This window comes from Agromyces hippuratus (genome assembly GCF_013410355.1).
In the GTDB taxonomy this organism is placed as follows: domain Bacteria; phylum Actinomycetota; class Actinomycetes; order Actinomycetales; family Microbacteriaceae; genus Agromyces; species Agromyces hippuratus.
On sequence record NZ_JACCFI010000001.1, the window covers coordinates 3,346,407 to 3,371,471 of the forward strand.

Genomic DNA, 25,065 nt, shown 5'->3' on the forward strand with positions numbered 1-25,065 from the left:
GCCGGCGTCGGTGGCCACGGTTCGAAGGGGGAGAGTGAATGACATCGTCAAACGGGGAAGAGCCGGTCGCGGCGAACGGCTCGAAACGCACCACCGAGCCGGGGGTCGCAGCCGGTGACGTGCTGCTCGAGGCATCCGAGATGGGGGTCGATGCTTCTTGGGGGCACATCTACGGTCCCGTTGACCTGACCGTTCGCGCGGGGGGCGTGACGGTGCTGGTCGGCGCGGGCGGGCGCGGCAGGACCTCGCTCATGCTCACGCTCGCCGGGCGGATGAAGCCGTCGGCGGGAACCTTGACGGCATTCGGTCGAGTGAACGAGGCCCACCATCTCTTCGATCACGCCAATATCGCCAACATCGACGAGGTGGACGGCATCACGCAGACCATTCGCGTTCACGACATCGTGACCGAACAGGTCCGCTGGGCGGCGCCCTGGTACGGGTGGGTGCCCCAGTCGACCGACGCCGACCTGGAACGCATCTGCCGCCCCGTGTTCGGCGACTACACCCTGCCGACCATGGACGCGATGGTCGAAGAGCTGCCGGAGCTCACCGCCGCGCTCTTCCGCATCGCGGTCGCGAACATCCGCAAGCCACAGATCCTCGTCGTCGGCGGCATCGACACGCTCCACAGCATTCGCAACGCGCACATGCTGCTCGAGCGACTCGTCGCCCTCGGCCGCGAGCAGACCATCATCACTGCCGATGTGAACGGCGCATTCCCCGGCAGCGGCGCACGCGAGTACATCGAGGTCCCGAACCTGACGGACCGAGAGTTCGCCGTTCTCGAGCAGGAGGCGCTCAGCCGATGATTGCCGCATTCTCACCCGGGAGCGATTTCAAGCGCTACTACCGAGGCCGCATGCCGCGGCTCGCCCTCATCGTGATCATCCTCATGCCGCTGATGTACTGCGCGCTCTATCTGTGGGCGTTCTGGAACCCGTTCGGCGAAGTGAACAAGCTGCCGGTCGCGATCATCAACCTCGACGAGGGGGTGACCGTCGACGGGGAACGGACCGATGCGGGAGCCGACGTCGTCACGGGGCTCATCGAGTCGAAGCAGCTCGATCTCCACGAGGTCGACGAGCAGGAGGGCGTCGACGGACTGGCCCACGGGCGCTTCTACTTCACCATCACGATCCCTGAGGACTTCAGCGAATCGGTGACGTCGGCGGCATCCGACAACGCACATCAGGCGAAGCTGATCTTCACCTACAACGACGCGAACAACTACCTCGCGACCGTCATCGGTCAGGATGCCGCGGAGGAGGCGATCAACCAGGTCAGCGCTCAAGTCGGCGAGCAGGTCTTCCAGACCGTGCTGGGTCTCGCGGAGGACACGATCCCGAAGCTGCGGGAGGCGGCAGCCCAGGTCGACGAGCTCAACGCCGGCATGCAGCAGGCGAACTCGGGCGCGCAGGAGCTCGCCGACAACCTCGTCACCGCGAAGGACGGCTCGGCGACGCTGGCCGGTGCGCTCGATGAGCTGGACGACGCCGTGGATGACGCCGTGACCCGCGCCGAGTCGATCGTCGACAGCTCGGGCATGTCGGGCACGGAGCTGCGCCAAGTGGTGCAGCGCGTGACCGCCGACACCGATCAGGCCGCCGCGGCACTCGACAGGGTCGTCTCGGGCAGGGACGAGGCCATCGACCGGCTGGACACGATCATCGCCGAACTCGCCGCCGGCGACGACGAGGTCCAGCAGGACTTCGCGGACCGCCTCACGGAGGTGCGCGACTTCATCCTCGACAACTGGGTCTCCCAAGACCTGGCACTGACGTTCGCCGCCATTCAGGAGGATGTCGACATCATCGCCGCCGAACTGGACAACCCCGACAGTCGTGTGAGCGTCATCCTGCGCTCGGTCGAGAACGGGGGAGTCCAGCGGGACCTCGGCGAGGTGCGGGCCGCCGCGGGGCAGCTGCGCTCGGGCGCTGACGAATTGTCCTCCGGCCTCGTGAAGCTCAGCGACGGCGCGAGCCGGCTCGCGGCGGGTACTCCGATCCTGGCGGCGGGCACCGACCAACTGGCCGGTGCGGTCGAGCAGGGCCTGCAGTTCATCCCGTCCTGGGACAACGAGGAGCAGGGCAACTTCATCAAGGCGCTCGCCGATCCCGTCGCGCTCGAGGAGGTGACCAACAACGAGGCCAAGACCTTCGCGTACGGCTTCGCACCGTTCTTCATGGGCCTCGGCCTGTTCGTCGGTTCGCTCATCGCGTGGATGCTCTTCACACCGCTGCAGGCGCGACCGCTGGCGCAGGGCCTCGGGTCGTTCCGCGTGGTGCTCGCCTCCTACGCGCCGACGCTGTTCGTCGGCATCCTGCAGGCGCTCATCCTCTTCCTGGTCCTGTACTTCGGCCTCGGGCTGCATCCCGTTCATGCAGGAGGAACGCTCGCGTTCATGTTCCTGATGGTCGCGATGTTCCTGGCGCTGATACAGATGTTCAACGCATTGTTCGGTCCCGCCGTCGGCAGGGTGGCGACGCTCGTGTTCCTCATGATCATGCTGACGTCGGCCGGGGGAATCTACCCCGTTCCGGTCACCTCGGTGCCGTTCCAGTACCTGCACTGGATCGACCCGATGACCTTCACCGTGACGGGACTTCGGCAGCTGATCGTCGGCGGGGTCGACTCCAGGCTGTGGACATCGGTCGTCGTGATCGTGGTGCTCACGGTCGCCTTCCTCGCCGTCTCGACGTGGGCAGCCCGCCGGAACCGTCAGTACAACATGGACCGCCTCTATCCACCGGTCGAGGTCTAGGAGGGCCATCAGCACGAGCAGTTCAGCCGCACATCACCACACGTTGCACACGCAAGATCAGGAGCGAAAGTGACTATCAACACCAGCAAGGCACGCCAGACCACGAACGTCGACCCCACGATCAGTGTGAACCCGGTCTTCGTCCGCCCCGGTGAGGCGACCGAGTTCGACAAGTTCGTGATGCCCGAGCAGCCCAGCCTGCCTGAGACCGCCTACCAGATCGTCCACGACGAGGCGATCCTCGACGGGAACTCACGGTTGAACCTGGCGACGTTCGTCTCGACGTGGATGGACGATGAGGCCAAGAAGCTCTATGCCGAAGCCGCCGACAAGAACATGATCGACAAGGACGAGTACCCCGCCACCGCGGCGATCGAGGATCGATGCTGGCGGATGCTCGCCGACCTCTGGCACGTGCCCGACACGAGCGACACGATCGGAACCTCGACGATCGGGTCGTCGGAGGCGTGCATGCTCGGCGGCCTGGCGCTCAAGCGCCTGTGGCAGCAGAAGCGCAAGGCTGAGGGCAAGTCGACCGAGAAGCCCAACCTGATCATGTCGGCGGCCGTGCAGGTCGTCTGGGAGAAGTTCTGCAACTACTGGGACATCGAGCCCCGATACGTCCCCGTCACCCCCGAGCACATGGTGCTCGACGGGTTCGAGCTGGAGAAGTACGTGGACGCGAACACGATCGGCGTCGTCGCCATCCTCGGCCAGACCTTCACGGGCGCCTACGAGCCGGTCGAGGCCATCGCCGCGAAGCTCGACGAGATCCAGGCGAACACGGGTCTCGACGTCAAGATCCATGTAGACGGGGCATCCGGCGCCATGGTCGCGCCGTTCTGCCAGCCCGACCTGAAGTGGGACTTCCAGATCGACCGCGTGAACTCGATCAGCACGTCGGGTCACAAGTACGGACTCGTCTATCCCGGTGTCGGATGGGTCATCTGGCGCAACACCGCCGTGCTGCCCGAGAGCATGATCTTCCACGTCAGCTATCTCGGGGGCGACATGCCGACGCTGGCACTGAACTTCTCCCGGCCGGGCGCGCAGGTGCTGCTGCAGTACTACCAGTTCCTGCGTCTGGGGCGCGAGGGATACAGGGCGGTGCAGCAGAACTCGATCGACGTCGCGACGTACCTCTCTTCTGAGATCGCAAAGATGGGTCCCTTCGAGCTCGTGAGCAAGGGCGACACCATTCCGGTGTTCGCCTGGGTGCTGAAGGACGGCTACACCGACACGTGGAGCCTCTACGACCTCGCCGACCGCCTGCGGATGAAGGGCTGGCTCGTGCCTGCGTATCCCATGGCGGACGACATGTCGGACGTCGTGCTGCAGCGGATCGTCGTCAAGGTCGGGCTCAGCCGCGACCTGGCGTCCGCGCTCCTGTCGGACATCAAGGGCGAGGTGGCGTTCCTCGAATCGCTGCAGTCCCCGCTTCCCCGCGAGGCGAGCAGCGGATCCCACTTCCATCACTGATCGGCATCCGCTGCGGGGAGGCGTCGCTGCGACGTCCTCCCCGTTGCGGTCCGCCGGGATCGACCCTGCATGAGAGAGGTGGAGCACGCGGCCATGAGTGCGGCAGCCACGAACATCGAACACCACCGGAAGTCCTTCCTCATCCCCACGGTGACGAAGCAGTGCTGGGGCTTCATGATCGGCTCCGCCTTCTTCGCACTCGGATCCGCCCCGGGCTTGAGCGAATCCCTCGGCACCGCGGGCGCCAACCTGCTGTTCTTCGTCGGCGCGTGGTTCTTTACCACGGCCGGCCTGATCCAGCTGTTCCTCAGCGGAGCGATCGCGGTCCCGGTGTCGTACGCGCCGGGGCGAATGGTGCGCGCCGAATGGCTCGCGGCCGCGACGCAGTCGTTCGGCACGCTCATGTTCAACGTGAGCACCACTGCGGCGCTGTACGCGAAGTCAATCTCCGCCCAGGAGCACTTCGTCTGGAACCCCGACGCCGGCGGCTCGGTCGCGTTCCTCGTGAGCGGCGTGCTCGCCTTCATCGCCTACGCGCGCGTCGCGCGACTCTGGGACATCGGGCGTGCGGCGTGGTGGTCGGTGCTCATCAACTTCATCGGATGCGTCGCCTTCGGCGTCTCAGCCGTCGGTGCCTACATCCTGCCGAGTGGAAGCGCCATCAGCGGGTCGCTCGCGAACAGCGGCACGTTCATCGGGGCGATCTGCTTCCTGCTCGCGTCCCTCGTCGTGCTGCCGCAGTGGAACCGCTCGAAGGACCGGCACGCTCGGGCAGGCGGAGGGTTCTCGCCCGTCATCCAATGAATCGAAGCTCGCTCGTGTGCCGGCGGAATAGGGGGAGATGCCATGTCGAACGACCAGATCCTGTACCCGGCGGGTACTGACGTGCACGGAGGTCCGGTGCTCGCCGCCACGGCGCCTCGAACCGCCCGGCGGCTGCGGGGCATGGACGACGAGTCCTTCGCGCTGACCGTGGGTGCGGTCGTCTTCGCGGTGACGGCGGTGGTCGCGGGGTTCGTGTTCTGGGGGCGCGAACTCCCCATCGACGGGCGAGGGTCGTTGGGCGACTTCACGGCGATCGCGAGCGCCATCGCCGCCTCGATCGCGTTCGCCGTCGCTCGATCGGTACCGCGTCATCGCAACCGGCCACCGGTGCCGAGCGCCCGCCGAGAGCGCTACCACTGGTTCGACCTCGTGGCGCTCTCCCTCGCGCACGGTGCCGTCGCCCTGCTCGGATGGATCGGCATCGCGACCGTCATGGAGCACAGCTTCATCGGTGCGACCGTCTACGCCTCGCCCGCGATCATGATCGCTTCGGCGGCGACGGCACTGTCCGCCTACCTCGCCGTGCTCAGCGGGGTGAACCTCTCGCCACGCCAGCTCTCGCTCGTGCTGGCGGTGTTCCTCGTCGTCGGCATGACCACGGCGATGCTGAGCTCCACCGACCCGCTGTGGTGGCAGATGAACCTCTCTGCACTCGGCATCACGCACGACATCTCGTCGCTCACGTTCAATCTCACGCTGATCGTGTCGGGTGTCATCATCACGACGATCGCCCGGCTCGGCACGGCGACGCTGCCGTCGTACACCACGGCTCAGCGTCGACGACGGACCGCGGTCCGGGTGCTGTTCGTGCTCCTCGGCGTGCTCCTGGCCTGCGTCGGCATCTTCCCCGTCGATCGGTTCTTCCTCCTGCACAACACGGTCGCCACCGGAATGACCGTCGCCTTCGCCGCCTTGGTCATCGGCCTGCCCTGGCTCGTCCCGAGCATGCCGAAGGCCTTCGTCGTGCTCGGTTTCGTCTACGTCGGGGTGGTCATCGTGCTTGCGGTGCTCTTCGCAGCCGGCGTCTACAACCTCACCGCCGTCGAGCTCGTGTCGTCGCTCCTGATCTTCAGCTGGATCATCCTCTTCCTGCGCAACGTCCAGACGAACGCCCAGCTCGAGGAGTCGCACTGATGCTCCCCGTACTCGCAGACCTGCTCACGCTCGGAATCGCGATCGCGATCAGCCCGCTCGCGATCGTCGCCGTCATCCTGATGGCGACCGCCGGGAAGGGCCGCACGAACGGCACCGCATTCATCCTCGGTTGCTACACCTTCGCCATCGTGTTCATCGGCATTCTCGTGATCATCGGGCGTGCCACCGGCACGGACGAGCCCGACAGCGGACCGCACATCACGATCGACGTCATCGAGATCATCCTCGGCGCGGGCCTGCTCGTGCTCGCGCTCATGCAATGGCGCCATCGATCGGAGCCCGGCACGCCCAAGTGGATGGACAGCCTCGACGGGTTGACGCTGTGGAAGGCGTTCTTCGTCGGCATCCTGATCTCGGGTCCGCTCTCGCCGAAGGACTTGCCCCTGCTCGCCGCGGCCGGCGGACGGATCTCGCAGGCGGCCCTCCCCATCGAGGAGGTCGTCGGCGTCATCCTCATCTTCGGCGTCATCGGGGTCGCCGCCGTCGCGATCCCATGGCTGTTCAGCGTCATCTCGCCTAGCACCGTGGAGGCACGGCTCACGGGCCCCCGCACCTGGCTCGTCTCGAACCATGCCGTGATCATGACCGTGTTGTTCGTCGTCCTCGGTTTCAAGCTGATCGGCTCGGGCGTGGCCGATCTCGCAGGCTGAGACGCGCGCCATGCCGAGCGGCGCGCGGTCGAGGCATCCCGCGCTGTGGAGATCGAGACAGAGGGGAGAGACCGGATGCCGGTAGAACTGCTGGTCGTCGTCATCGCGGGCGTCTTCGTGGTCGTCTTCGCGAACTCGCTCTCGAAGCGAACCGGGGTCGCCGGTCCGCTCATCCTCCTGGCAGTGGGCGTGGCGGTCAGCCTGATCCCGGCGGTTTCGGCGGTCTCGATCCCACCGGCTCTGATCCTGACGGGAGTGCTGCCGCCGCTGCTCTTCTCCGCGGCGGTGTCGGCGCCCGCCATCGAGTTCCGCCGCGACTTCAGCGCGATCAGCGGCCTCTCCGTGCTGCTCGTCATCATCAGTTCGCTCGTGCTCGGGTGCTTCTTCTTCTGGGCGATTCCCGAGATCGGCTTTCCGCTCGCAGTGGCGCTCGGAGCGATCCTGAGCCCGACGGACGCGGTCGCCACTTCGATCGTGCGCAAGCTCGGCGTGCCCCGTCGCGTCGTGACGGTGCTGGAGGGGGAGAGCCTCCTGAACGACGCCACGGCGCTCGTGCTGCTTCGCACGGCGATCGTCGCCGCGGCATCCGGATTCTCGCTGCTGACCACCCTCGGCTCCCTCGCGTGGGCCGTCGTCTCGGCGATCGTGATCGGAACGCTCGCCGGACTCGTCGCCCTGCGGCTGCGGGCCTGGACCACGAGTGCGACGGCCAACACGGCGCTGGGTCTCACCGTTCCGTACCTGGCATTCCTGCCCACCGAGGCCGTCGGCGGTTCGGGCCTCGTCGCTGCGGTCGCTGCGGGCGTGGTCTGCGGCCAGGGGGCGGTGAGGTGGCTCACCCCCGAGCAACGCATCTCCGACAAGCTCAACTGGCGCACCATCGCGTTCCTCCTCGAGGGCGCGGTCTTCCTCGTGATGGGGCTCCAGCTCTACGGCATCGTGCAGAACAACCTCGCCGCAGACGAGGGACTCCTCCGCGGCATCTGGATCGCCGCGCTCGCCTTCGTCATCCTCGTGGTCGTACGGGCCGCGTACGTCATCCCGATGCTCAGCGCACATTCCGCGCGCGTGAAACGCTCGGTGCGGAGCCAGCTCGATGCGAGCGCCACGAGCATCACGAAGCCAGCGGATGCTGCGGCGAATCGGCACCGTCGCCTGTCATCGCTGCCCGGGGCCGCTGCGGCAGCCGAGCGGAAGCGGAGCCCGAAGCGGATCGGGCGGATGCGCGCCGATATCGACTACTTCGACGCCTCGCCGCTCACGTGGAAGCACAACACGATCATCATCTGGGCGGGAATGCGCGGCGCGGTCACCCTGGCCGCCGCCCAGACGCTGCCGGACGACGCTCCGAACCGGGACCTCCTCGTCTTCATCGCCTTCCTCGTCGCCGCGGGGAGCCTGCTGCTGCAGGGCCTGACGCTGCCCGCGCTCGCGCGCCTGCTGCGCCTGCGCTCGGCGGGGGAGGGAGGGCTGCCTCGCGCTGAGATCCGCGTGATCGACAGCGAGCTGCGAGCCGCCGCAGAGGGCGCGATCGCCGGAGGAACGCTGCTGCGCCCCGATCGGACCAGGTTCGCGCACGAGCTCTACTCGCTGCCGCGATCCCGATTCGTCGCACCGCTCGATCCCACGGACGCGCAGTGCGGGTCGGACGCCCTCGAGTTCGAGCTCGCGCTGGTCCGGGTGATGCGCGCCCGACTCCACGAGCTCGGCCGATCCGGGCGGCACAGCACGAGTGCGCTCCGCTATGTGCTGGACGAGCTCGATGCCTACGAGATCAGTGTGAAACTCCACCTCGAAAGCGAGAAGTGATCATGGAACCGGACTCGTCCCCGCTCATCGGCTTCGGGATCGGACTCGCGGTCGTGTCGGCGGCGGCGCTCTCGATCGGCAACCTGTTGCAGGCGCGCGGCGTGCGCGTGATGGAGGCGGACGCGGCTCGAGGGGTCGACGGATCGAAGGCGATCGATCTCGTGCGCAACCGCGCGTGGCTGCTCGGCGCGCTCATGCTGATCGTGGCCATCCTGCTGCAGATGGGCAGCCTCACCTTCGCACCGCTCATGATCGTGCAGCCGATCGGCGTCGCTGCTCTCGTCTTCACGGCACTGCTGACGGCGATCGTGATGAAGCGGGCACCGTCGGCCCGGATCGTGCGTGCGATCGCGACCTGCGTGCTGGGGGTCGCGGCCTTCGTCACCGTCGCGGCACTCGTGAGCACCCAGCACCCCATCACGGATGTGCAGCTCATCGCGGTGCTCGTGGTGCTCGTCAGCGTGCTGCTGGCGACGGCGCTCGTGCTCGTCGTCGGTCGGAACCGGCCGACGCCCCCCGTCTTCTGGGTGCTGCTCGGCGGGGTGTACTCGGCGTTCGTCGCGACGCTCGGCAAGACGGTGATCCTGCGGGTGCAGACGGCACTCGCGTCGCGGGAGTTCTCGTTCGACGTGACGAACCTGCTCACGATCGGCTGCATCATCGGCATCGGCGTCGCAGGGGCGCTCTCGATCTACTTCGTGCAGCGCGCGCACGCCTCCAATCGCCCCGAGGTCGTCGTCGCCGGACTCACCGTCGTCGACCCGGCGGTCGCTGTCGTACTCGGCATCACGATCCTCGGCGAGGCCAGCGCTGCGCCGGCGTGGGCGATCGTCGCGTTCGTCGTCGCCGGTGCGGTGTCGATCGGAGGGGTCTTCGCCCTGTCTCGAGCCGAGTCGCGTGATGTCGTCCTCGCCGGCTGACGGCAGCTGGGGTTGGGGGGCCTGGATCCGCGCCCTCGCTCGCACGAATCGTGCCCCCATCCCCTGGGACCGGGTCGTGCTCACCTCCGTCGGCATCACCGCGCCGGTGGGTCTCGCGGTCCTGGTCGCACCGCATGACACTTCCGTGGTGGTGGCAGGTTCCGTGGCGTCCATGGGTGCCCTCATCGCTTCCGTGATGGACGTCGGCTCGGTCGGCATCGAGCGGGTGCACCGGATGGCGCTGACCTCGCTCCTGGCCGCGTCGGGCTTCGCTCTCGGCACGCTCGTCTTCGGCGACCCGGTTGCGACATTCATCGCGGTGGTCGGCGCCGCGTTCGTCTCGGGTCTCTCGGGTGCGGTCAGCGCGACGGCGTCGAGGGCCGGCCAGTTCTTCCTCCTGTACGCGGTCACCGCGGCGAATGTGGAGTTCGGGCTCGGCTCGCCCTGGGCGGCCCCGGCAATCTTCCTGGCGGGGGCGATGTGGCGCCTGCTGCTGACCATCGCGGTGGCGGGTGCGGTCGGCACGACCCTCTCACCCGAGCGGCGTGCCGTCGCCGCCGTGTACACCGCGATCGCCGATCAACTCGCGGCAACCGGTTCGGGCCGGCGGCGAGCGGCGGCGACCGCCGTGACCACGGCCCTCGACGAGGCGTACGACGTGATGGTCGCGGCCGAGACCGCGATCGCCGAACGCGACCTGCGCTGGCAGTCCCTCGCGACGATGTTGAACGCGTCGGCGCCCGTCGTCGACGCGACGATCGCGGTGACGCGCGGCGGGACTCCCCCCGACGCAGCGACGATCGACTACCTCCGCGGCATCGCTCGCTGGGTCGGCGACCCGACGCGACCCCTGCCTGCGCCGCCCGAGTCCGCTACATCTCCGGCCGATCGTGCAGTGCTGGAGTCGTCGGTGGATCGCGTCGCGCGAATCGCCGCACGGATCGCCGCGGCGGATCCCCGTCGACATCGACGGGATCGCGAGGTTCCGCTCCCGGCGAAGCCGTCAGTCGTCGACCGCCTGCGCGGAGCTGAGCGGACGCTCGTCGCCGGGAGCGAGACCTGGTCGGCGATCCTCAGGCTCGTGCTCTGCATGGCGATCGCGCAGGGCATCTGCCTGATGCTGCATCTCGATCGTCCGTACCTCGTCATGCTCACGGTCGCCCAGGTGATGAAACCCGACTTCGGATCCGTCTTCGCTCGCGCCGTGCAGCGCGGGTTCGGCACGGTGGCCGGCGTCGTCATCGGCTCGCTCGTCGTCGTCGCGGTGCCGAGCGGCGGCGGGCAGGTGCTCGTGATCGCGGCTCTCGCCGGCGCCCTTCCGATCATGATGCCGCGCAACTACGGGCTGTACGCGATCGTGACGACCCCACTTGCCGTCATCCTCGTCGAAGTGCACGCCGGTGCGAGCGCGCAGATCGTCGGAGCACGTCTGCTCGACACGCTTGTCGGGTGCGCGATCGTGCTCGTGTTCGGCTACCTGCCGTGGCCGTCGACGTGGCACGCGCCGAGACACCTCGCATCGGGGGTCGCCGACGTGGTCCGGTCGATGGTCGAGTACTTCGACATCGCACTCGGTGCCCGGCGCGACTCCGAGTCCGGCACCGGCGCGACGGGCGAAAGCGATGCCGTGTCGCCGACGGAGTCCGACGCGGATCGTGCACGGGTCACCGCTCGCCGCGCGACGTATCGCAGCCTGTCCGATCTGCGGACCCGGGTGGCGAAGTCGCTCCCCGAGCCGCCGGCGATCAGCGCGCCTGCCGCATCGTGGATACCGGAGATCGACGCACTCGAGGGCGTGGCCGACACCGTCACCGCCATCGCGACCACGACGGCGGCATCGGGAGTCGCGATCGACCCCCGCGACCTCGCCCGTGCTCGCGACGTGCTCATCGACCTGGCGGAGGCCATCGACGAGGGCAGGCCGCCGAGTGCCGTGCCGGTGCCGGGTGAGGGCCCTCTCGCGGCGCTCGGTGACGAACTCTCGGCGGCACGTGCGGCGCTCTCGTCGCGGGTCCGCGAGCGCGCGCCGAGAGCGCGCCGCGGTCGAGCGGTCAGGCAGCCGGGTACGAAGAAGCCGCACGAGAGCTCGTGATACCGACCCGGGCCGGTGACGGGGCGACACCCGCCCGGAAGGTCAGCCGGCCATTCGCGCGCGGAGCCCGTCGAGCTCGGCGGGCTGCAGACCGCCGGAGAGCAGGTACTCGGCGGCACCTCCGTGCTCATCGTCCGTCCACGAGAGCGCCTGCTCGATCGCCTCGGGCGGAGTGCCGGTCACGAGGGTTCGCAGCTCGGGAGACACGGGCAGACCGAACGATGCGATCGAGTGGAGCATTCCGTCGGCCCACGGCCCGGCGAGGTTGTGCTGCGAGACGGCGTAGTCGGCCACGACAGCGGCACGCTCCACGCCCGCAGCGTCGAGCATGAGCGCCGTCGCCACTCCGGTCCGGTCCTTGCCGGCGGTGCAGTGCACGAGCACGGCGGAGGGCGAACCATCTGTCGATGCCGCGATGAGCCGAGCGACTTCGGCGAACGGCGGGGCGCCGTGCTGCAGCATCTCCAGGTACAGCTCGCCCAGGGTCGGCAACGAAGCCATCGCGTCGGCGATCTCCGATGGCGGCGGCGTCGACGGGCCGCCTGCGACGAATCGCCCGGTCATGTCGGCCATGGCGCCCTCGAGCATCGGAAGGTCGACGACCGTGAATGGTCGTGATGTCGGAACGCGGTCGGGCGCTGCCTGGCGCTCCGTCGGTGTGCGGAAGTCGACGATCGTCCCGATGTCCGTGGCCGCGAGGTCGTCGACGCCGACCTGCGTCAGCGTGCCGAGCGCTTCGGATCGGAAGAGCACGCCGGCGCGGGTCGTGCCGCCAGACGCGAGCGGCATCCCTGCGATGTCGCGGAAGTTGTAGAGCCCTTCGACCTGCATGCTCATCGCCGCCTCAGCCACGCTGCTTGCCGAACGAGAATGCGCGCACGATGTTGATGACACCGAGCACGATGAGGGAGATGCCGAGCAGCCACCACAGCACGGCGGCACCCCACATCGGCGAGAACAACAGCATGATGCCAGCGGCGATGCTGATGATCGCGAAGAAGACCGACCAGCCCTTCGACGAGGAATCGCGGAGCGACGACAGCGCGACGATGCCCTCGACGATCCACATGATGCCGACGAGGATGCCGAGGAACACGGCGAGCCAGGCCTTGGTCTGTGCGAGGTTCATGAACGCGATCACGCCTGCGAGAACGAACACGATGCCGAGCACGATGTTGCCGACTCGGGACCAGCCGCTCTTGCCCTGGACGAAGATGCCGAGGCCCGCGTAGACCAGACCGGCGGCGATGGCGTAGATGGCGATGATCGCCGTGACGACGATCGCGGTCTTCCCGGGCCAGACGAGGATCAGGACGCCGACGATGAGTGCGAGCACCCCGGCGATCCCCAGGGCGGTTCGGACCGCGTTCGCGGCCTTGCCGGTGTCGGTTGTCGTCGTCATTCTGGGTCCCTCCGGGTGCGGCGGATCGGTCACGCATACGGCGTGTGACGCCAGTTTGTCGAGCGAGGCACGGTGACAGGCCCGACCGATCCGAATTTCACCCGGCGCATCACCCGACGCGTCATCACTCGACGAGCTTGCCCGCCACCGAGACCTCGTCGCGCATGAGCGCCGCGATCTCCTCCGGGATCGGCGGGATCGACTCGCGCGTCACGCCGGTCGACGGCGACCACACGAGGTTCACCTGCAGCGCGGCATCCGTCTCGGGGTAGTCGCTGCGGTTGTGACAGCCGCGAGTCTCGCGGCGCTCGAGCGCCGCCGCCAGGGTGGCGCGCGCGGCGAGGGCGGCCGACTTGAGGTCGAAGGCGTGCGCGAGGTCCTGGTAGCCCGCGATGTCGGGGTGCACGCCGATGTCGGCGATGCGCGCCTCGATCGCGTCGAGCTCGGCGAGTCCGGCGAGGAGGCCCGCTTCGTCGCGCACCACTCCGGCGTGCTCGGTCATGGTGTCGCGGATGGCGCGCTGCAGGGCGCGCACGTTCTCGGTGCCGTCGGAGGCGAGCAGCCCCGCGATCTCGTCGCGCGCGGTCTGCACCGCGGCCGCCGACCGCGTCTGCGCGTCGAGCGACGCAGAGTAGGCGGCAGCGGCCCGCCCCACGATGCGTCCGAAGACGAGCAGTTCGATGAGCGAGTTGCCGCCCAAGCGGTTCGCGCCGTGCAGGCCGGAGGATGCCTCACCGATGGCGTAGAGCCCGGGGACGTCCGTGCCGTGGTCGTCGGGGCGCACCCACACGCCGCCCATCGAGTAGTGCGCGGTCGGCGCGATCTCGATCGGCTCCTTCGTGATGTCGAGCATCTGCAGCTCGAGCATGGTCTGGTAGACGCGGGGGAGGCGCGTCATGATCGTCTCGCGGGGCAGGTGCGAGACATCCAGCCAGACACCGCCATTGGGAGTGCCACGCCCCTCCTTGATCTCGGTGTAGCAGGCCAGCGCCACGCGGTCGCGCGTGGAGAGCTCGAGCCGCTCGGGGTCGTACCTGTGCATGAAGCGCTCGCCGAGGCCGTTGGTGAGGATGCCGCCCTCGCCGCGCGCCGCTTCGCTGATCAGGGTGCCGGCCGCGTTCTCGGGCTCGATGATGCCCGAGGGGTGGAACTGCACGAGCTCGGGGTCGCGCAGGCGCCCGCCCGCCTCGACCGCGAGGCGGAACGAGTCGCCCGTGTTCTCGTCGCGCCGCGAGGAGGTGCGCCGCCAGATGCGGTTGTGCCCGCCGGCGGCGAGGATCACCGCGTCGGCGTGGATGAGGTAGCGGGTGCCGTCCTCGAGGTCGAAGCCGTAGGCGCCGAACACCGCCCCGTCGTCGTTGACGAGGATGCGCGTGACGTAGACGGTGTCGAGGATCGGCACGTTCAGCTGCGCGGCCCGGTTGACGAGCGTGCGCTGGATCTCGAGCCCCGTGTAGTCGCCCGCGAACGCCGTGCGGCGATAGGTGTGGGCGCCGAAGAAGCGCTGCGAGATGCGGCCGTCGGCTTCGCGGGCGAAGGGCATGCCGTAGCGCTCGAGGTCGTCGATGCCGCGGGCCGCGCCCTCGGTGACCGTGACGACGGTGCGCGGGTCGGCGAGCAGGTAGCTCTCCTTGAGGGTGTCGGCAGCGTGCTGCTGCCAGCTGTCCTCGGCGTCCATCGTGGAGAGGGCCGCATTGATGCCGCCGGCGGCGAGCGAGGTGTGGGCATCGGACTTGGGCCGCTTGCCGAGGGCGAGCACGTCGACGCCCGCTTCGGCGAGTTCGATGGCGGCGCGCAGGCCGGATCCGCCGGTGCCGATCACGAGGACCGTCGTGGAGATCTGGCGCTCTGCCGGAGTGCTGTCAGGGGTGCTGGGGGCGCTCGGGGTGCTCATTGGCACAACGCTAGGTTCGCGCACTGGATTACTCCAATGCATAAAAAACGTCGTGACGATACGCTCTAGCTATCGAACTGCGGATGCCTCGCGCTGGTCGTCGAAGGCCTCGCGGGCGTCGAGGATGTCGTCGTGGTGCGCGGCCGCCCAACGGGCGAGTTCGATGACGGGCACCGAGAGCGAGCGGCCGAGCGCCGTCGCGGCGTATTCGACCCTGGGCGGGATCTCTGGGTAGCTCGTGCGCGTCACCAGGCCGTCGCGCTCGAGGCTCCGCACGGTCTGGGTGAGCATGCGGTGCGAGATGCCGTCGACCTTGCGCTGCAGTTCGGTGAACCGAAGGGGGCCGTCGTGCAGCACCCCGATGACGAGCATGCTCCACTTGTCGCCCACGCGGGCGAGGGTCTCGCGGATGACGCGGCTCGCCGGGTTGTCGACGCTGCATGCCTCACTGCCCTCGTGCCCCTCGGGGGCGGCGATCGCCGGCGTCGAGAGCACGCGGATGGGGTCGTTCGTCATGGGCTGGCCTCCAGTTGCCGTGATGTTCCGGACGCTATCAGGTCGTGCGTCACGTACCCTGAGTAACCGACCGGCGAGGCATCCGTCGGCGGTATGGATGTCTCGGTCATGATGCGCGTACGGTATCGACATGAACCTCGAACAACTGCGCAGCTTCGTCGAGGTGGCCCGGTTCGGCAACTTCACCAGGGCCGCAGAGGAGCTCTATCTCGCCCAGCCCTCGCTGAGCCGCCAGATCGCCGCGCTCGAGCACGACCTCGGCGCCGAGCTGTTCCACCGGGCCCGCGGCGGCAGCACGCTCACGACCGCGGGGGAGTCGCTGCTGCCGCTCGCCCGGCGCATGCTCGCCGACGCAGAATCGGTGCGGCGAGAACTCGCCGAACTCGCCGGCCTCGATCGCGGCCGGGTGCGGCTCGGCGCCACCCCCACACTCTGCATCAGCCTCGTCGCCGAGGTGCTCAGCGCGTTCCACGCGGAGCATCCGGCCATCGAACTGCACCTCTCGGAACAGGGCTCGCGCCGGCTCCTCGACGAACTCGCCGGCGGCGAGCTCGACCTGGCGCTGATCACGACCACTGATGCCTCGACCGCCGAGCGCTTCACCGTGACCCCGCTGCTCGTCGAGGAGCTCGTGGTCATCTCATCGGCCGGCGCGCCGCCGATCACCGCGCGCGACACCATCGAACTGGCGGATGTCGCGGCGCTGCCGCAGATCGTCTTCAGCTCGACGTACGACCTGCGCAGTGCCACCGATGCGGCGTTCCGCGCAGCCGGCCTCGCGCCCGAGGTGGTGCTCGAAGGGGCTGAGATGGATGCCGTGCTGCGGTTCGTCGAACGCGGGCTCGGCGTCGCGATCGTGCCCGCGATGGTGCTCGTCGACCGGCCGGGCCTGCGATCGGTGCGGCTGGAAACGCCGGGGCTCGGGACGCCGGCACTCGAACGTTCGATCAGCCTCGCCTGCGCGGCCGACGTCGCGCCGACCGCGGCCGTCGAGGTCATGCGGCGCACGATCACCGCGAGCGCCACGTCGTTCGCGGCCAGGGCGGGGGAGACGATGCGACTCGCCGGTGAGCGGCGGGGCGTCTCCGGGGCAACCGTCGAACCTCGGTGAGGGCGACCCTGTCGGAGGGGGTGATGCGCTCCTGTGAGCGTCGTCGTATCGTGTGCCGCAGGGACCAGCGGAGGAGCAGGCCATGACACGATTCGCGATCGATACCCTTGCGGCGCTGCGACTGGTGCAGGAGGGGTTCACCGTGCCGGATGCCCACCAGCTGGTCGCACCGAACGTGCTCCGCTCGCGGGTGATGTCGCACCTGTACCGCGGAGTTCGCAGTGGAGAGCTGAGCGGCGATGATGCGCACGTGCAACTGAACCGGCTCACGTCGATGCGCGTGAGGCTCTTGGGCGACCGCGTGTCTCGTGCGGTCGCCTGGAGGGTCGCCGAGCAGTTCGACTGGGAGGATACGACGTACGCCGAATTCGTCGCCGTCGCCAAGCTGCAGGCCGACGCCTTCATCACGCTCGACCCCGAACTCGCGCGCCAGGTGGACGGCGTCGTCACGATCGCGCCGTTCGATGCTCTGCGAGCGCAGTGAGCGCAGTGAGCTCATCGAGCGGATCCCCGATCGTGGTCACGACGCTCCGATCGGATTCGTCAACCCATTCCGCTGAAGTGGCGCCCTCGATACGCTGAGCGAGCAGGCGAGGAGAGGAAACTCCATGACGATCAACGATGACGACATCACCCTCGAGCCCGGAGCCGAAGGGGAAGGCACCGCCGATGGCGGTGCCAATCCGAAGGGCCACGATGGAGGCGCCGACGGATCGGCCGCTGAAGGAGAGGGCGTCGCCGACGGCGGTGCGAACCCCGGTGGTCACGACGGCGGCGCCGACGGGTCCGCGGCAGCGGGGGAGGGCGTCGCCGATGGCGGTGCGAACCCCGGTGGTCACGACGGCGGCGCCGACGGTTCGGCGTAGTGACCGGATCGGAGCGCGGGCCGATCGAGCGGCCCGCGCTTTCGCGCTGCATCCGTGTGCCGGCTGACGAGTTCGCCGAACGGTACTGGGGTCGCGAACCGCTGCTCTCGACCGCCGCCGAGCTCGGCGCCGGCTTCGACGACCTCTTCTCGGTCGCCGCCGTCGACGAGCTCATCACGCGTCGCGGGGTGCGCACGCCGTTCATCCGCATGGCGAACGAGGGTGCGGTGCTCGCGGCATCCGCGTACACCGCCTCGGGTGGGTTCGGAGCCGAGGTCGCCGACCAGGTCTCGAGCGACAAGGTGCTCGCCGAGTTCGCCGGCGGCGCGACCATCGTGCTGCAGGGACTGCACCGGTTGTGGCCGCCGATCATCGACCACACGCGCGAGCTCATCGACGACCTCGGCCACCCGGCGCAGGTCAACGCCTACGTCACGCCGCCGTCGTCGCAGGGGTTCGACCCGCACTACGACACCCACGACGTCTTCGTGCTGCAGATCTCGGGCGAGAAGCACTGGCGCATCCACGCGCCGGTGCACGTCGATCCGCTGCGCGCCCAGCCGTGGGACCAGCACCGGGGAGCCGTGGCGCGTGCAGCCACCGGGGAGCCGGTCATCGATGCGGTGCTGCGTCCGGGCGATGCGCTCTACCTGCCGCGCGGGTGGATCCATTCGGCGACGGCGCTCGGCGCGACCTCCGTGCACCTGACCATCGGCATGGCACCATTCACCCACACCGATGTGGTCGACGTGCTGCTCCGCGAGGTCGGCGAGAACGCCGCGCTGCGCACGTCGCTTCCGCTCGGCATCGACCTGCGCGACGAGGAAGCGCTCGCACCCATCGTCGCGCAGACGGTGCAGGCACTCGTCGAGATGCTGCAGCAGACGGATGCCTCGCGGCCGGCCGCCGTGCTCGCGAACCGGTTCGACGGCGAGACTCGCGCGGAACCGGTCGCGCCGCTCGCGACGCTCGAGGCGCTCGCGACGCTGGATGCGTCGACTGCCGTGCGCTGGCGCGCATCGCTGCCCGTGCTCGTCACGACCATCGACGACCGTGTGCGCATCGTGGGGCGCGCGAAGACGTTGTCGCTCCCGATCGAGGCCGAGCAGGCCGTGCGCCGGCTCGCAGCGGGAGGCACCGTCAGGGCGGGCGAGCTGCCCGGCCTCGACGCCGAGAGCGCGGTCGTCGTGGTGCGCCGCCTCATGCGCGAGGGGTTCGTGGTGGCAGTCGCGTGACCCTCGCCGTCGAGCAGTGGGCACCGTGCAGCGATCGTGCTCGGGAGCGGAGCGATCCGCTCGTCGGCACCGGCCCGCGCGGGCTGCGGTGGTTCCTCATCGAGGTGGCGGGCAGCTGGGGGCAGAACGCCCTGCTCGACGCGCCGTTCGACCGCGAACTCGGGCGCGCGCTGGTGCGGCGCATCGAGGGTGCCGGCATGCGGCCGCTCGCGATCCGCCGCACCGGTCGCCGCGCTGCACCGAAGGCGCAGCGGTGGGCGATCGTCGATTCACGGCCGGGTCGCGAGCGCGTCGTCTGGGGTGAGGTGCCGGATGCGGCGGCCCTGATCGACGTGCCGCTCGACGGGTCGACGGGCACGCCGTCGTCGCAGCCCGTCTACTGCGTCTGCACCCATGCCCGGCACGACCGATGCTGCGCTGTGCGCGGTCGTCGGGTGGTCGCCGCGCTCGCCGAATCGCGCCCCGACGAGACCTGGGAGTGCTCGCACCTCGGCGGCGACCGGTTCGCCGGAACCATGGTGGTCTTCCCGCACGGGCTCTACTACGGGTACGCCGACGACGGCGACCCCGTGCGCATCGCCGACGCCTTCGACGCCGGCCGCATCGTGCCCGACCGGTACCGGGGGCGCAGCTCGCTGACCCATCCGGTGCAGGCCGCCCAGCATTTCGCCCGCGAGGCGCTCGGTGACGAACGCATCGACTCGTATGCGCCGATCGCCGAGGAGGCGGCCGACACCGGATGGCGCGTTCGGCTCGGCGACGACCGTGGCGACCTCGTCGTCGAGCTCGAGGAGACCCGCTCCGAACCCCTGCTGTCGACGTGCGCCGCGACGCGGTTCGTGCAGGTGCGGCAGTACGCGCTCCGGTCGATCGCGTCCAACGGCTAGCCGTTCGAGCGGTGCGTCATCTGCGTGCTGCCTGCGAATCGGGCGCCGGGGCTCACGGTTCCGGCGATTCCGGAGTATCTTGTGCGACACGCGTTATATCGCGTTCTCGGCAGTGCGGGTTGGAATAGAGCGGGGTGGTGCACGTGACCGGCATCGAAGCGATCCTGATCGGGCTCGGGGCGATCGTGCTGCTCTCGATCGGCGTCATGGTGACGTTCGTGCTCGTCGTTCGGGCCCTCGTGCGTCGTGTTCGCAGCAGCCGTGCGGTCGGCGCCACGGCGCTGCGCGCCCGGGCCCGCGTGAGCCACGGGCCGCAACGAACGGTGCTCGCCCTGCGCGTTCGGCTCGCCGACGCCCTGCACAGCGGGCGCGCCGCCGTCGAGCTCTCCGGCGAATCGGGGGGATCGGGCGGTGCCCGCGGCGAGCTGCCGCGACTCTTCCGACGCATCAGCGAGGAGGGCGGCGTGCTCGACCTGCAGTTGCGATTGATGGAGTCCGAGACGAACTCCGCCGTGCTCGGTGACGAGATCCCCGCGGCTCGCCGCCGCGTCGAACAGGTCGAGGTGCTCGTGCGAAGGGTGCGCGATGCCGTGGCATCCGGTCTCTCGGGTACGACCGACGATGCACTGTCCGCGCTCGGCTCCGACGTCGACCGCGAGGTCGCGGCCCTGCAGTCGGGCATCGAAGAACTTCAGGCGCTGAACCGACGCGACGGTCGCGTCGGCGTGACGCGACCGCCGACGACTTCCACCGTTCGAGATGAGGGGAACCGACCATGAGCACCAGCAACAGCAACTCCGCGCGGATGCGGACCATCTTCCGGAGCAAGACCTCGAAGGCGCTCGATCGCATGGAGGACCCGCGCGAGACCCTCGACGACAGTTACGACCAGCAGGTGAAACTGCTCCAGCAGGTTCGCCTCGCGGTCGCCGAGGTCGCGACCGCGAAGAAGCGCATCGAGCTGCAGGGTGAAGAGATGGGTGCGCGCTATCAGCGCCTGGGCTCGCAGGCCGCCGAGGCGCTCGCGCAGGGGCGCGAAGACCTCGCACGGGCCGCGCTCGAGCGTCGCGCCATGCTCGAGGGTCAGGTTGCGCAGTTGCAGCAGCAGTTCACCGCGCTCGATCGCCAGACGGCGCAGCTGCAGGACCGGGAGCGCCGGCTCACCGATCAGGTGGCCGCGTTCCGCATCGAGAAGGAGACCATCAAGGCGACCTACACGGCATCCGAGGCGCAGGTGCGTGCCAACGAGGCCGTCTCCGGCATCAGCAACAGCATCACCGATGTCGGGTCGAGCCTCGACCGTGCGCGCGACCGCGTCGCGCAGATGCAGGCCCGCGCCGCCGCGACCGACGAACTGCTCGCCAGTGGCGCCCTGACCGACCTCACGGCCGCGCCCGACGCCGACATCGAGCGTCAGCTCGCCGCCGTCTCGGCCCAGGCGGAGATCGAACGTCAGCTGGAGGCGCTGAAGGGGGCTCCCGGCCAGGCCGGCGGTGCAACGGAGCGTCCGGGACCCGACGGGTGGTTGAGCATCGGGCGAGCGGGCTGACGCCGGGTGCCTCCTGGACGTCTGCCGCGACTGATGCGGCAGCCGCGACGCGCGGGTACTGTGAAGGGGCGGTCGTGATCGCCGGGCTCGAATGAGCCGGCGGCGAACGCCGCGGTGGGAACCCTGCACCCACGCCTGAACGGAGCGCGACACCGATGTCCTGGCATGACGATTTCGACGACGACGAGTACGGAACGCGTCGCCCGGGCCGAGCGCCGGGGTCGAAGTGGCGGATCGTCCGGCGGGCCGCGGCATCCGTCGGCATCGTGGTCGGGGCGGTCGCGCTCGTGGTCGGCGCCGTCGTCGCGGTGAACCTCGTCGGCACGGCGACCAACCCCGACGGCTTCGCGGCGCCCGACGCCTACGGGCCGGGCGTGGCGATGCCGCAGCTGACCACGCCGCCTGAGGCGGACGCCGATGAGCAGCCGGCGAACGGCGACGCCATACCCGAGGAGCCGACCGGGCTCTCGGGCTCGAAGCTCGCGCCGATGCCGTCGGTCGACCCCGAATGGCTGGCGAGCATCTCGGAGGCCACCGACATTCCCAAGCGAGCACTGTCGGCCTATGCGCTCGCCCACGTCATGATCGCCGAGGAGGACGCCGAGTGCGGTCTCGACTGGGCGACGATCGCCGCGATCGGCGCCGTCGAGTCCGATCACGGGCGGCACGGCGATTCGAAGCTCGACTCCAACGGCAACGCCCAGCCGCCGATCATCGGACCGGCGCTCGACGGCGGAGCCGATGTCGCGAAGATCGACGACACCGACGACGGCGAGTACGACGGCGACACGAAGTGGGATCGCGCGGTCGGCCCGATGCAGTTCATCCCATCGACATGGCAGAAGTGGGGCAGCGACGGCGACGGCGACGGTGTCGCCGACCCGAACCAGATCGACGACGCCGCCCTGTCGACGGCGCGCTATCTCTGCGAGTCGGGCGAGATGACGAACTCCGAGGGCTGGCGCGCCGCCGTCCTCTCGTACAACCACGACAACGACTACGTCGACAGGATCGCGACCACCGCGCTCGAGTTCGCCGACTCGGTCGGCTGAGCCGGGCAGCGGATGCCGCGGCATCCGCTCGATGCGCGATGATGCCCGCGTGAACGACGATGCGCCCGCCCTCGGAAGGGCGGGCGCATCGGGTCGTGCCGAGCGGTCAGCTCAGACGCGGACTCCGCGAGTGGCCGCATCGGCGAGCGCCTCGCCGCTGAGGGCGAAGAGGTCGCGCGACCCGGCGGTGGCTGCGCCGACGAGGCCTGCGGCCTGCGGCAGCAGCTGCTCGGCGTAGAACCGGGCGAGCGGCAGCTGCGTCTCGGCGATGCCGTCGTCGTCGAGGCCGCGAGCGGCGAGCGCGGACTTGGCCATGAGCCACCCGCCGACCACGAGGCCCCAGATGCGCTGGTAGGGCGTGGAGCCCGAGAGCACGGCGTTCGGGTCGGTGGCGCCGGTGCGGAGCATCCAGACCGTGGTCTGCTCGAGCGCGTCGAGCTGGGCGTTCAGCTGCGTGCGGATCGAGGCGAACTCCTCACCGGCAGCGGCGAGCTCGCCGTCGAGCTCGCGCATCGAGGCGATGAACTCGAGTGCGGATGCCCCGTCGCGCACCGGGAGCTTGCGGCCGACGAGGTCGGCGGCCTGCACGCCGTTGGTGCCCTCGTAGATCGCGGCGATGCGCACGTCGCGGTAGTGCTGTGCCGCGCCGGTCTCCTCGATGAAGCCCATGCCGCCGTGGATCTGCAGCGCGAGCGACGTGAGCTCGTTGCCGAGGTCGGTGCCGAACGACTTGTTGATGGGCGTGAGCAGGCCGACGATCTCGTTGGCGCGAGCGCGCGTCGCGGGGTCGGGGTGGTGCGTCGACACGTCGGTGTAGGTCGCGGTCAGCAGCATCATGCGGCGCATCGCGGCGATGTACGCCTTCTGCGTCATGAGCATGCGGCGCACGTCGGGGAAGTCGATGATGGGGGAGTCCTGGGTGGCGCCGATCGCGCGGCCCTGGATGCGCTCCCGCGCGTAGTCGAGCGACTGCTGGTAGGCGCGCTCCGACACGGCGAGGCCCTGCATGCCGACCGAGAGGCGGGCGCTGTTCATCATGACGAACATGATGCGCATGCCGATGTTCTCGTCACCGACGAGGTAGCCGGTCGCGTCCTCGTAGGAGAGCACGCACGTGGGCGAACCGTGGATGCCCATCTTGTGCTCGACGCCGACGGTGTGCACGCCGTTGCGCTCGCCGAGCGAGCCGTCGTCGTTCATGAGGAACTTCGGCACGATGAAGATCGAGATGCCCTTCGTGCCGGCCGGCGCGTCGGGGGTGCGGGCGAGCACGAGGTGCACGATCTGCTCGCTGAGGTCGTGGTCGCCGAAGGTGATGAAGATCTTCTGGCCGGTGATGCCGTAGGTGCCGTCGTCGCGCTTGACGGCCTTCGTGGTGAGCGCGCCGACGTCGGTGCCGGCGTGCGGCTCGGTGAGGTTCATGGTGCCGGCCCACTCGCCGGTGACCATCTTCGGCAGCCACTGCTGCTTCTGCTCGTCGCTGCCGTAGTGCAGCAGTGCCTCGATCGCACCCTGCGTGAGCAGCGGCGCGAGGGCGAAGGCCATGTTCGCGGTCGCCATGAGCTCCTGGAGCGCGAGGCCGATGGTGCGCGGGAATCCGCCGCCGCCGAACGCCTCGGGCAGCGGCACCGAGCCCCAGCCGGCGTCGACGTAGGCCGAGTAGGCCTCCTTGAAGCCGGTGGCGGTGGTGACGGTTCCGTCGGAGTTCAGCTTCGAACCCTCGAGGTCGCCGGCTCGGTTGGTCGGGGCCACGACTTCGGCCATGAAGTTGCCGGCCTCGTCGAGGATCTCGGTGACGGTCTCGAGGTCGGCGTGCTCGAAGCCGGGCAGCTGCGCGACGGCGTCGTAGTCCACGACATGCTCGAGGGCGAAGGCGATATCTGCAACAGGGGGTCGGAATCCACTCATGCCCGCAGCGTAACCCGGCGCCTCTCGAGTGAGCATGAACTGTGCGGGTTCCACGAGCGTGGCCGGTTGCTGCGCGCGCGGGTTTGGCGGCATCCCACAAAACAGGCCCCTTTTCGGGCAAGCAAGTGCTTGGTTAGGATGAAGCAACTCGTCGAAGGAGCGGAATGAAGATCGTCGTCCTGGTCAAGGAAGTCCCCGACACGTACGGAGACCGCAAGCTCAACCTGCAGACCGGCCTCGCCGACCGTGCTGCGAGCGAGACGGTGCTCGACGAGATCAGCGAGCGCGCGCTCGAGGTGGCGCTCGCCCACTCCGACTCCCACGCCGACACCGAGGTCGTCGTGCTGTCGATGTCACCCGGGTCGGCTGCGGCGACCGTGCGCAAGGGCCTCGCGATGGGCGCCGCGAGCGCCGTGCAGGTCGTCGACGAGACGCTCCTCGGCGCCGACCTCGGCCTCACCGCCGAGGTGCTCGCGGCCGCGCTGCAGCGCATCGGCTTCGACCTCGTGATCGCGGGCAACCAGTCGACCGACGGTTCCGGCGGAGTGCTGCCGGCCATGATCGCCGAACTCCTCGACGTGCCGAACGCGACGAGCCTGAACTCGGTCGAGATCGACGGCGCCGAACTTCGCGGGGAGCGCGCGACCGACCACGGCACGATGCAGGTCACGGCGTCGCTGCCCGCGGTGATCTCGATCACCGAGGCGCTGCCCGATGCCCGGTTCCCGAACTTCAAGGGCATCATGGCCGCCAAGAAGAAGCCGTTCGAGACGCTCTCGCTCACCGACCTCGGCGTCGACGCCGAGAGCACGGAGGCGTCGCGCTCGATCGTGATCTCGCTCGGCGAGAAGCCGCCCCGCTCGGCGGGCACCAAGATCGTCGACGAGGGTGATGCCGGCGAGCGCCTCGCCGAGTACCTCGTCCAGAACCGGCTCGCGTAAAGGGACCACG

The 25,065-nt window shown here is 69.2% G+C and carries 23 protein-coding genes; 18 read left to right on the plus strand and 5 right to left on the minus strand.

The features are described 5' to 3' along the window. Positions 1-38: 38 nt before the first annotated feature. From BJY17_RS15640 to BJY17_RS15680, 9 genes are all read left to right on the plus strand, one after another. Positions 39-812 (plus strand): ATP-binding cassette domain-containing protein, encoded by a 774-nt coding sequence (locus BJY17_RS15640; protein WP_074261974.1) that lies wholly within the window; start codon positions 39-41, stop codon positions 810-812. Beyond that, complete coding sequence (locus BJY17_RS15645; protein ID WP_074261973.1) at positions 809-2,764, plus strand: YhgE/Pip domain-containing protein; 1,956 nt, start codon at positions 809-811, stop codon at positions 2,762-2,764. The genes BJY17_RS15640 and BJY17_RS15645 overlap by 4 nt, the downstream gene beginning before the upstream one ends. Before the next feature lie 75 nt (positions 2,765-2,839). Then, positions 2,840-4,243 carry a glutamate decarboxylase gene (locus BJY17_RS15650; protein WP_322789910.1) on the plus strand — a complete coding sequence of 468 codons (1,404 nt, stop codon included), beginning with the start codon at positions 2,840-2,842 and terminating at the stop codon, positions 4,241-4,243. Between the two features lie 93 nt (positions 4,244-4,336). Further along, positions 4,337-5,047 (plus strand): hypothetical protein, encoded by a 711-nt coding sequence (locus tag BJY17_RS15655; RefSeq protein WP_179552182.1) that lies wholly within the window; start codon positions 4,337-4,339, stop codon positions 5,045-5,047. Positions 5,048-5,089: 42 nt separating this feature from the next. Continuing rightward, on the plus strand, positions 5,090-6,202 hold the full coding sequence (locus tag BJY17_RS15660; protein WP_179552183.1) for a hypothetical protein: 1,113 nt from the start codon (positions 5,090-5,092) through the stop codon (positions 6,200-6,202). Continuing rightward, on the plus strand, positions 6,202-6,873 hold the full coding sequence (locus BJY17_RS15665; protein ID WP_074261971.1) for a GAP family protein: 672 nt from the start codon (positions 6,202-6,204) through the stop codon (positions 6,871-6,873). Before BJY17_RS15660 ends, BJY17_RS15665 begins: the two co-directional genes overlap by 1 nt. Before the next feature lie 75 nt (positions 6,874-6,948). Next, a complete protein-coding gene (locus BJY17_RS15670) occupies positions 6,949-8,682 on the plus strand; it encodes a cation:proton antiporter (protein WP_179552184.1) in 1,734 nt (577 codons plus the stop codon). Positions 8,683-8,684: 2 nt separating this feature from the next. Beyond that, a complete protein-coding gene (locus BJY17_RS15675; protein ID WP_179552185.1) occupies positions 8,685-9,602 on the plus strand; it encodes a DMT family protein in 918 nt (305 codons plus the stop codon). Next, positions 9,583-11,694: an FUSC family protein gene (locus tag BJY17_RS15680; RefSeq protein WP_179552186.1), complete on the plus strand. Its 2,112-nt coding sequence runs from the start codon at positions 9,583-9,585 to the stop codon at positions 11,692-11,694. The genes BJY17_RS15675 and BJY17_RS15680 overlap by 20 nt, the downstream gene beginning before the upstream one ends. A 42-nt stretch (positions 11,695-11,736) precedes the next feature. Here the strand turns inward: BJY17_RS15680 and BJY17_RS15685 are convergent, their stop codons facing one another. The 4 genes from BJY17_RS15685 to BJY17_RS15700 all read right to left on the minus strand — a co-directional run bounded on the left by BJY17_RS15685 (position 11,737) and on the right by BJY17_RS15700 (position 15,506). Next, complete coding sequence (locus BJY17_RS15685; RefSeq protein WP_179552187.1) at positions 11,737-12,546, minus strand: tyrosine-protein phosphatase; 810 nt, start codon at positions 12,544-12,546, stop codon at positions 11,737-11,739. Next, a complete protein-coding gene (locus BJY17_RS15690) occupies positions 12,539-13,096 on the minus strand; it encodes an HdeD family acid-resistance protein (protein WP_179552188.1) in 558 nt (185 codons plus the stop codon). The genes BJY17_RS15685 and BJY17_RS15690 overlap by 8 nt, the downstream gene beginning before the upstream one ends. A 124-nt stretch (positions 13,097-13,220) precedes the next feature. After that, positions 13,221-14,990, minus strand: coding sequence for an L-aspartate oxidase (locus BJY17_RS15695; protein ID WP_179552189.1), 1,770 nt, complete (start codon positions 14,988-14,990; stop codon positions 13,221-13,223). A gap of 69 nt (positions 14,991-15,059) precedes the next feature. Further along, positions 15,060-15,506, minus strand: a complete 447-nt coding sequence (locus BJY17_RS15700) for a winged helix-turn-helix transcriptional regulator (protein WP_179552190.1) — start codon at positions 15,504-15,506, stop codon at positions 15,060-15,062. Positions 15,507-15,636: 130 nt separating this feature from the next. On the opposite strand from BJY17_RS15700, the gene BJY17_RS15705 reads away from it, so the two are divergent. The 8 genes from BJY17_RS15705 (at position 15,637) to BJY17_RS15740 (ending at position 22,206) form a co-directional block, all read left to right on the plus strand. Next, positions 15,637-16,617, plus strand: a complete 981-nt coding sequence (locus BJY17_RS15705; protein ID WP_179552191.1) for a LysR family transcriptional regulator — start codon at positions 15,637-15,639, stop codon at positions 16,615-16,617. An 82-nt stretch (positions 16,618-16,699) separates the two neighbouring features. Next, entirely contained in the window at positions 16,700-17,101 is a 402-nt protein-coding gene (locus BJY17_RS15710; RefSeq protein WP_179552192.1) for a PIN domain-containing protein, read from the plus strand. Positions 17,102-17,225: 124 nt separating this feature from the next. Then, positions 17,226-17,483 (plus strand): hypothetical protein, encoded by a 258-nt coding sequence (locus tag BJY17_RS15715; RefSeq protein WP_056657317.1) that lies wholly within the window; start codon positions 17,226-17,228, stop codon positions 17,481-17,483. Continuing rightward, entirely contained in the window at positions 17,483-18,718 is a 1,236-nt protein-coding gene (locus BJY17_RS15720; RefSeq protein ID WP_179552193.1) for a cupin domain-containing protein, read from the plus strand. The genes BJY17_RS15715 and BJY17_RS15720 overlap by 1 nt, the downstream gene beginning before the upstream one ends. After that, on the plus strand, positions 18,715-19,605 hold the full coding sequence (locus BJY17_RS15725; RefSeq protein WP_179552194.1) for a sucrase ferredoxin: 891 nt from the start codon (positions 18,715-18,717) through the stop codon (positions 19,603-19,605). Before BJY17_RS15720 ends, BJY17_RS15725 begins: the two co-directional genes overlap by 4 nt. Before the next feature lie 143 nt (positions 19,606-19,748). Beyond that, a complete protein-coding gene (locus BJY17_RS15730; protein ID WP_179552195.1) occupies positions 19,749-20,384 on the plus strand; it encodes a hypothetical protein in 636 nt (211 codons plus the stop codon). After that, entirely contained in the window at positions 20,381-21,154 is a 774-nt protein-coding gene (locus BJY17_RS15735; protein WP_179552196.1) for a PspA/IM30 family protein, read from the plus strand. Before BJY17_RS15730 ends, BJY17_RS15735 begins: the two co-directional genes overlap by 4 nt. Before the next feature lie 155 nt (positions 21,155-21,309). Next, complete coding sequence (locus tag BJY17_RS15740) at positions 21,310-22,206, plus strand: lytic transglycosylase domain-containing protein (protein ID WP_246303744.1); 897 nt, start codon at positions 21,310-21,312, stop codon at positions 22,204-22,206. A gap of 111 nt (positions 22,207-22,317) precedes the next feature. Here the strand turns inward: BJY17_RS15740 and BJY17_RS15745 are convergent, their stop codons facing one another. After that, the gene (locus BJY17_RS15745) at positions 22,318-24,114 is read right to left on the minus strand and encodes an acyl-CoA dehydrogenase C-terminal domain-containing protein (protein ID WP_179552197.1); all 1,797 of its coding nucleotides are present in this window, start codon (positions 24,112-24,114) and stop codon (positions 22,318-22,320) included. 164 nt (positions 24,115-24,278) lie between these two features. On the opposite strand from BJY17_RS15745, the gene BJY17_RS15750 reads away from it, so the two are divergent. Next, on the plus strand, positions 24,279-25,055 hold the full coding sequence (locus BJY17_RS15750; RefSeq protein WP_179552198.1) for an electron transfer flavoprotein subunit beta/FixA family protein: 777 nt from the start codon (positions 24,279-24,281) through the stop codon (positions 25,053-25,055). Positions 25,056-25,065 lie beyond the last annotated feature (10 nt).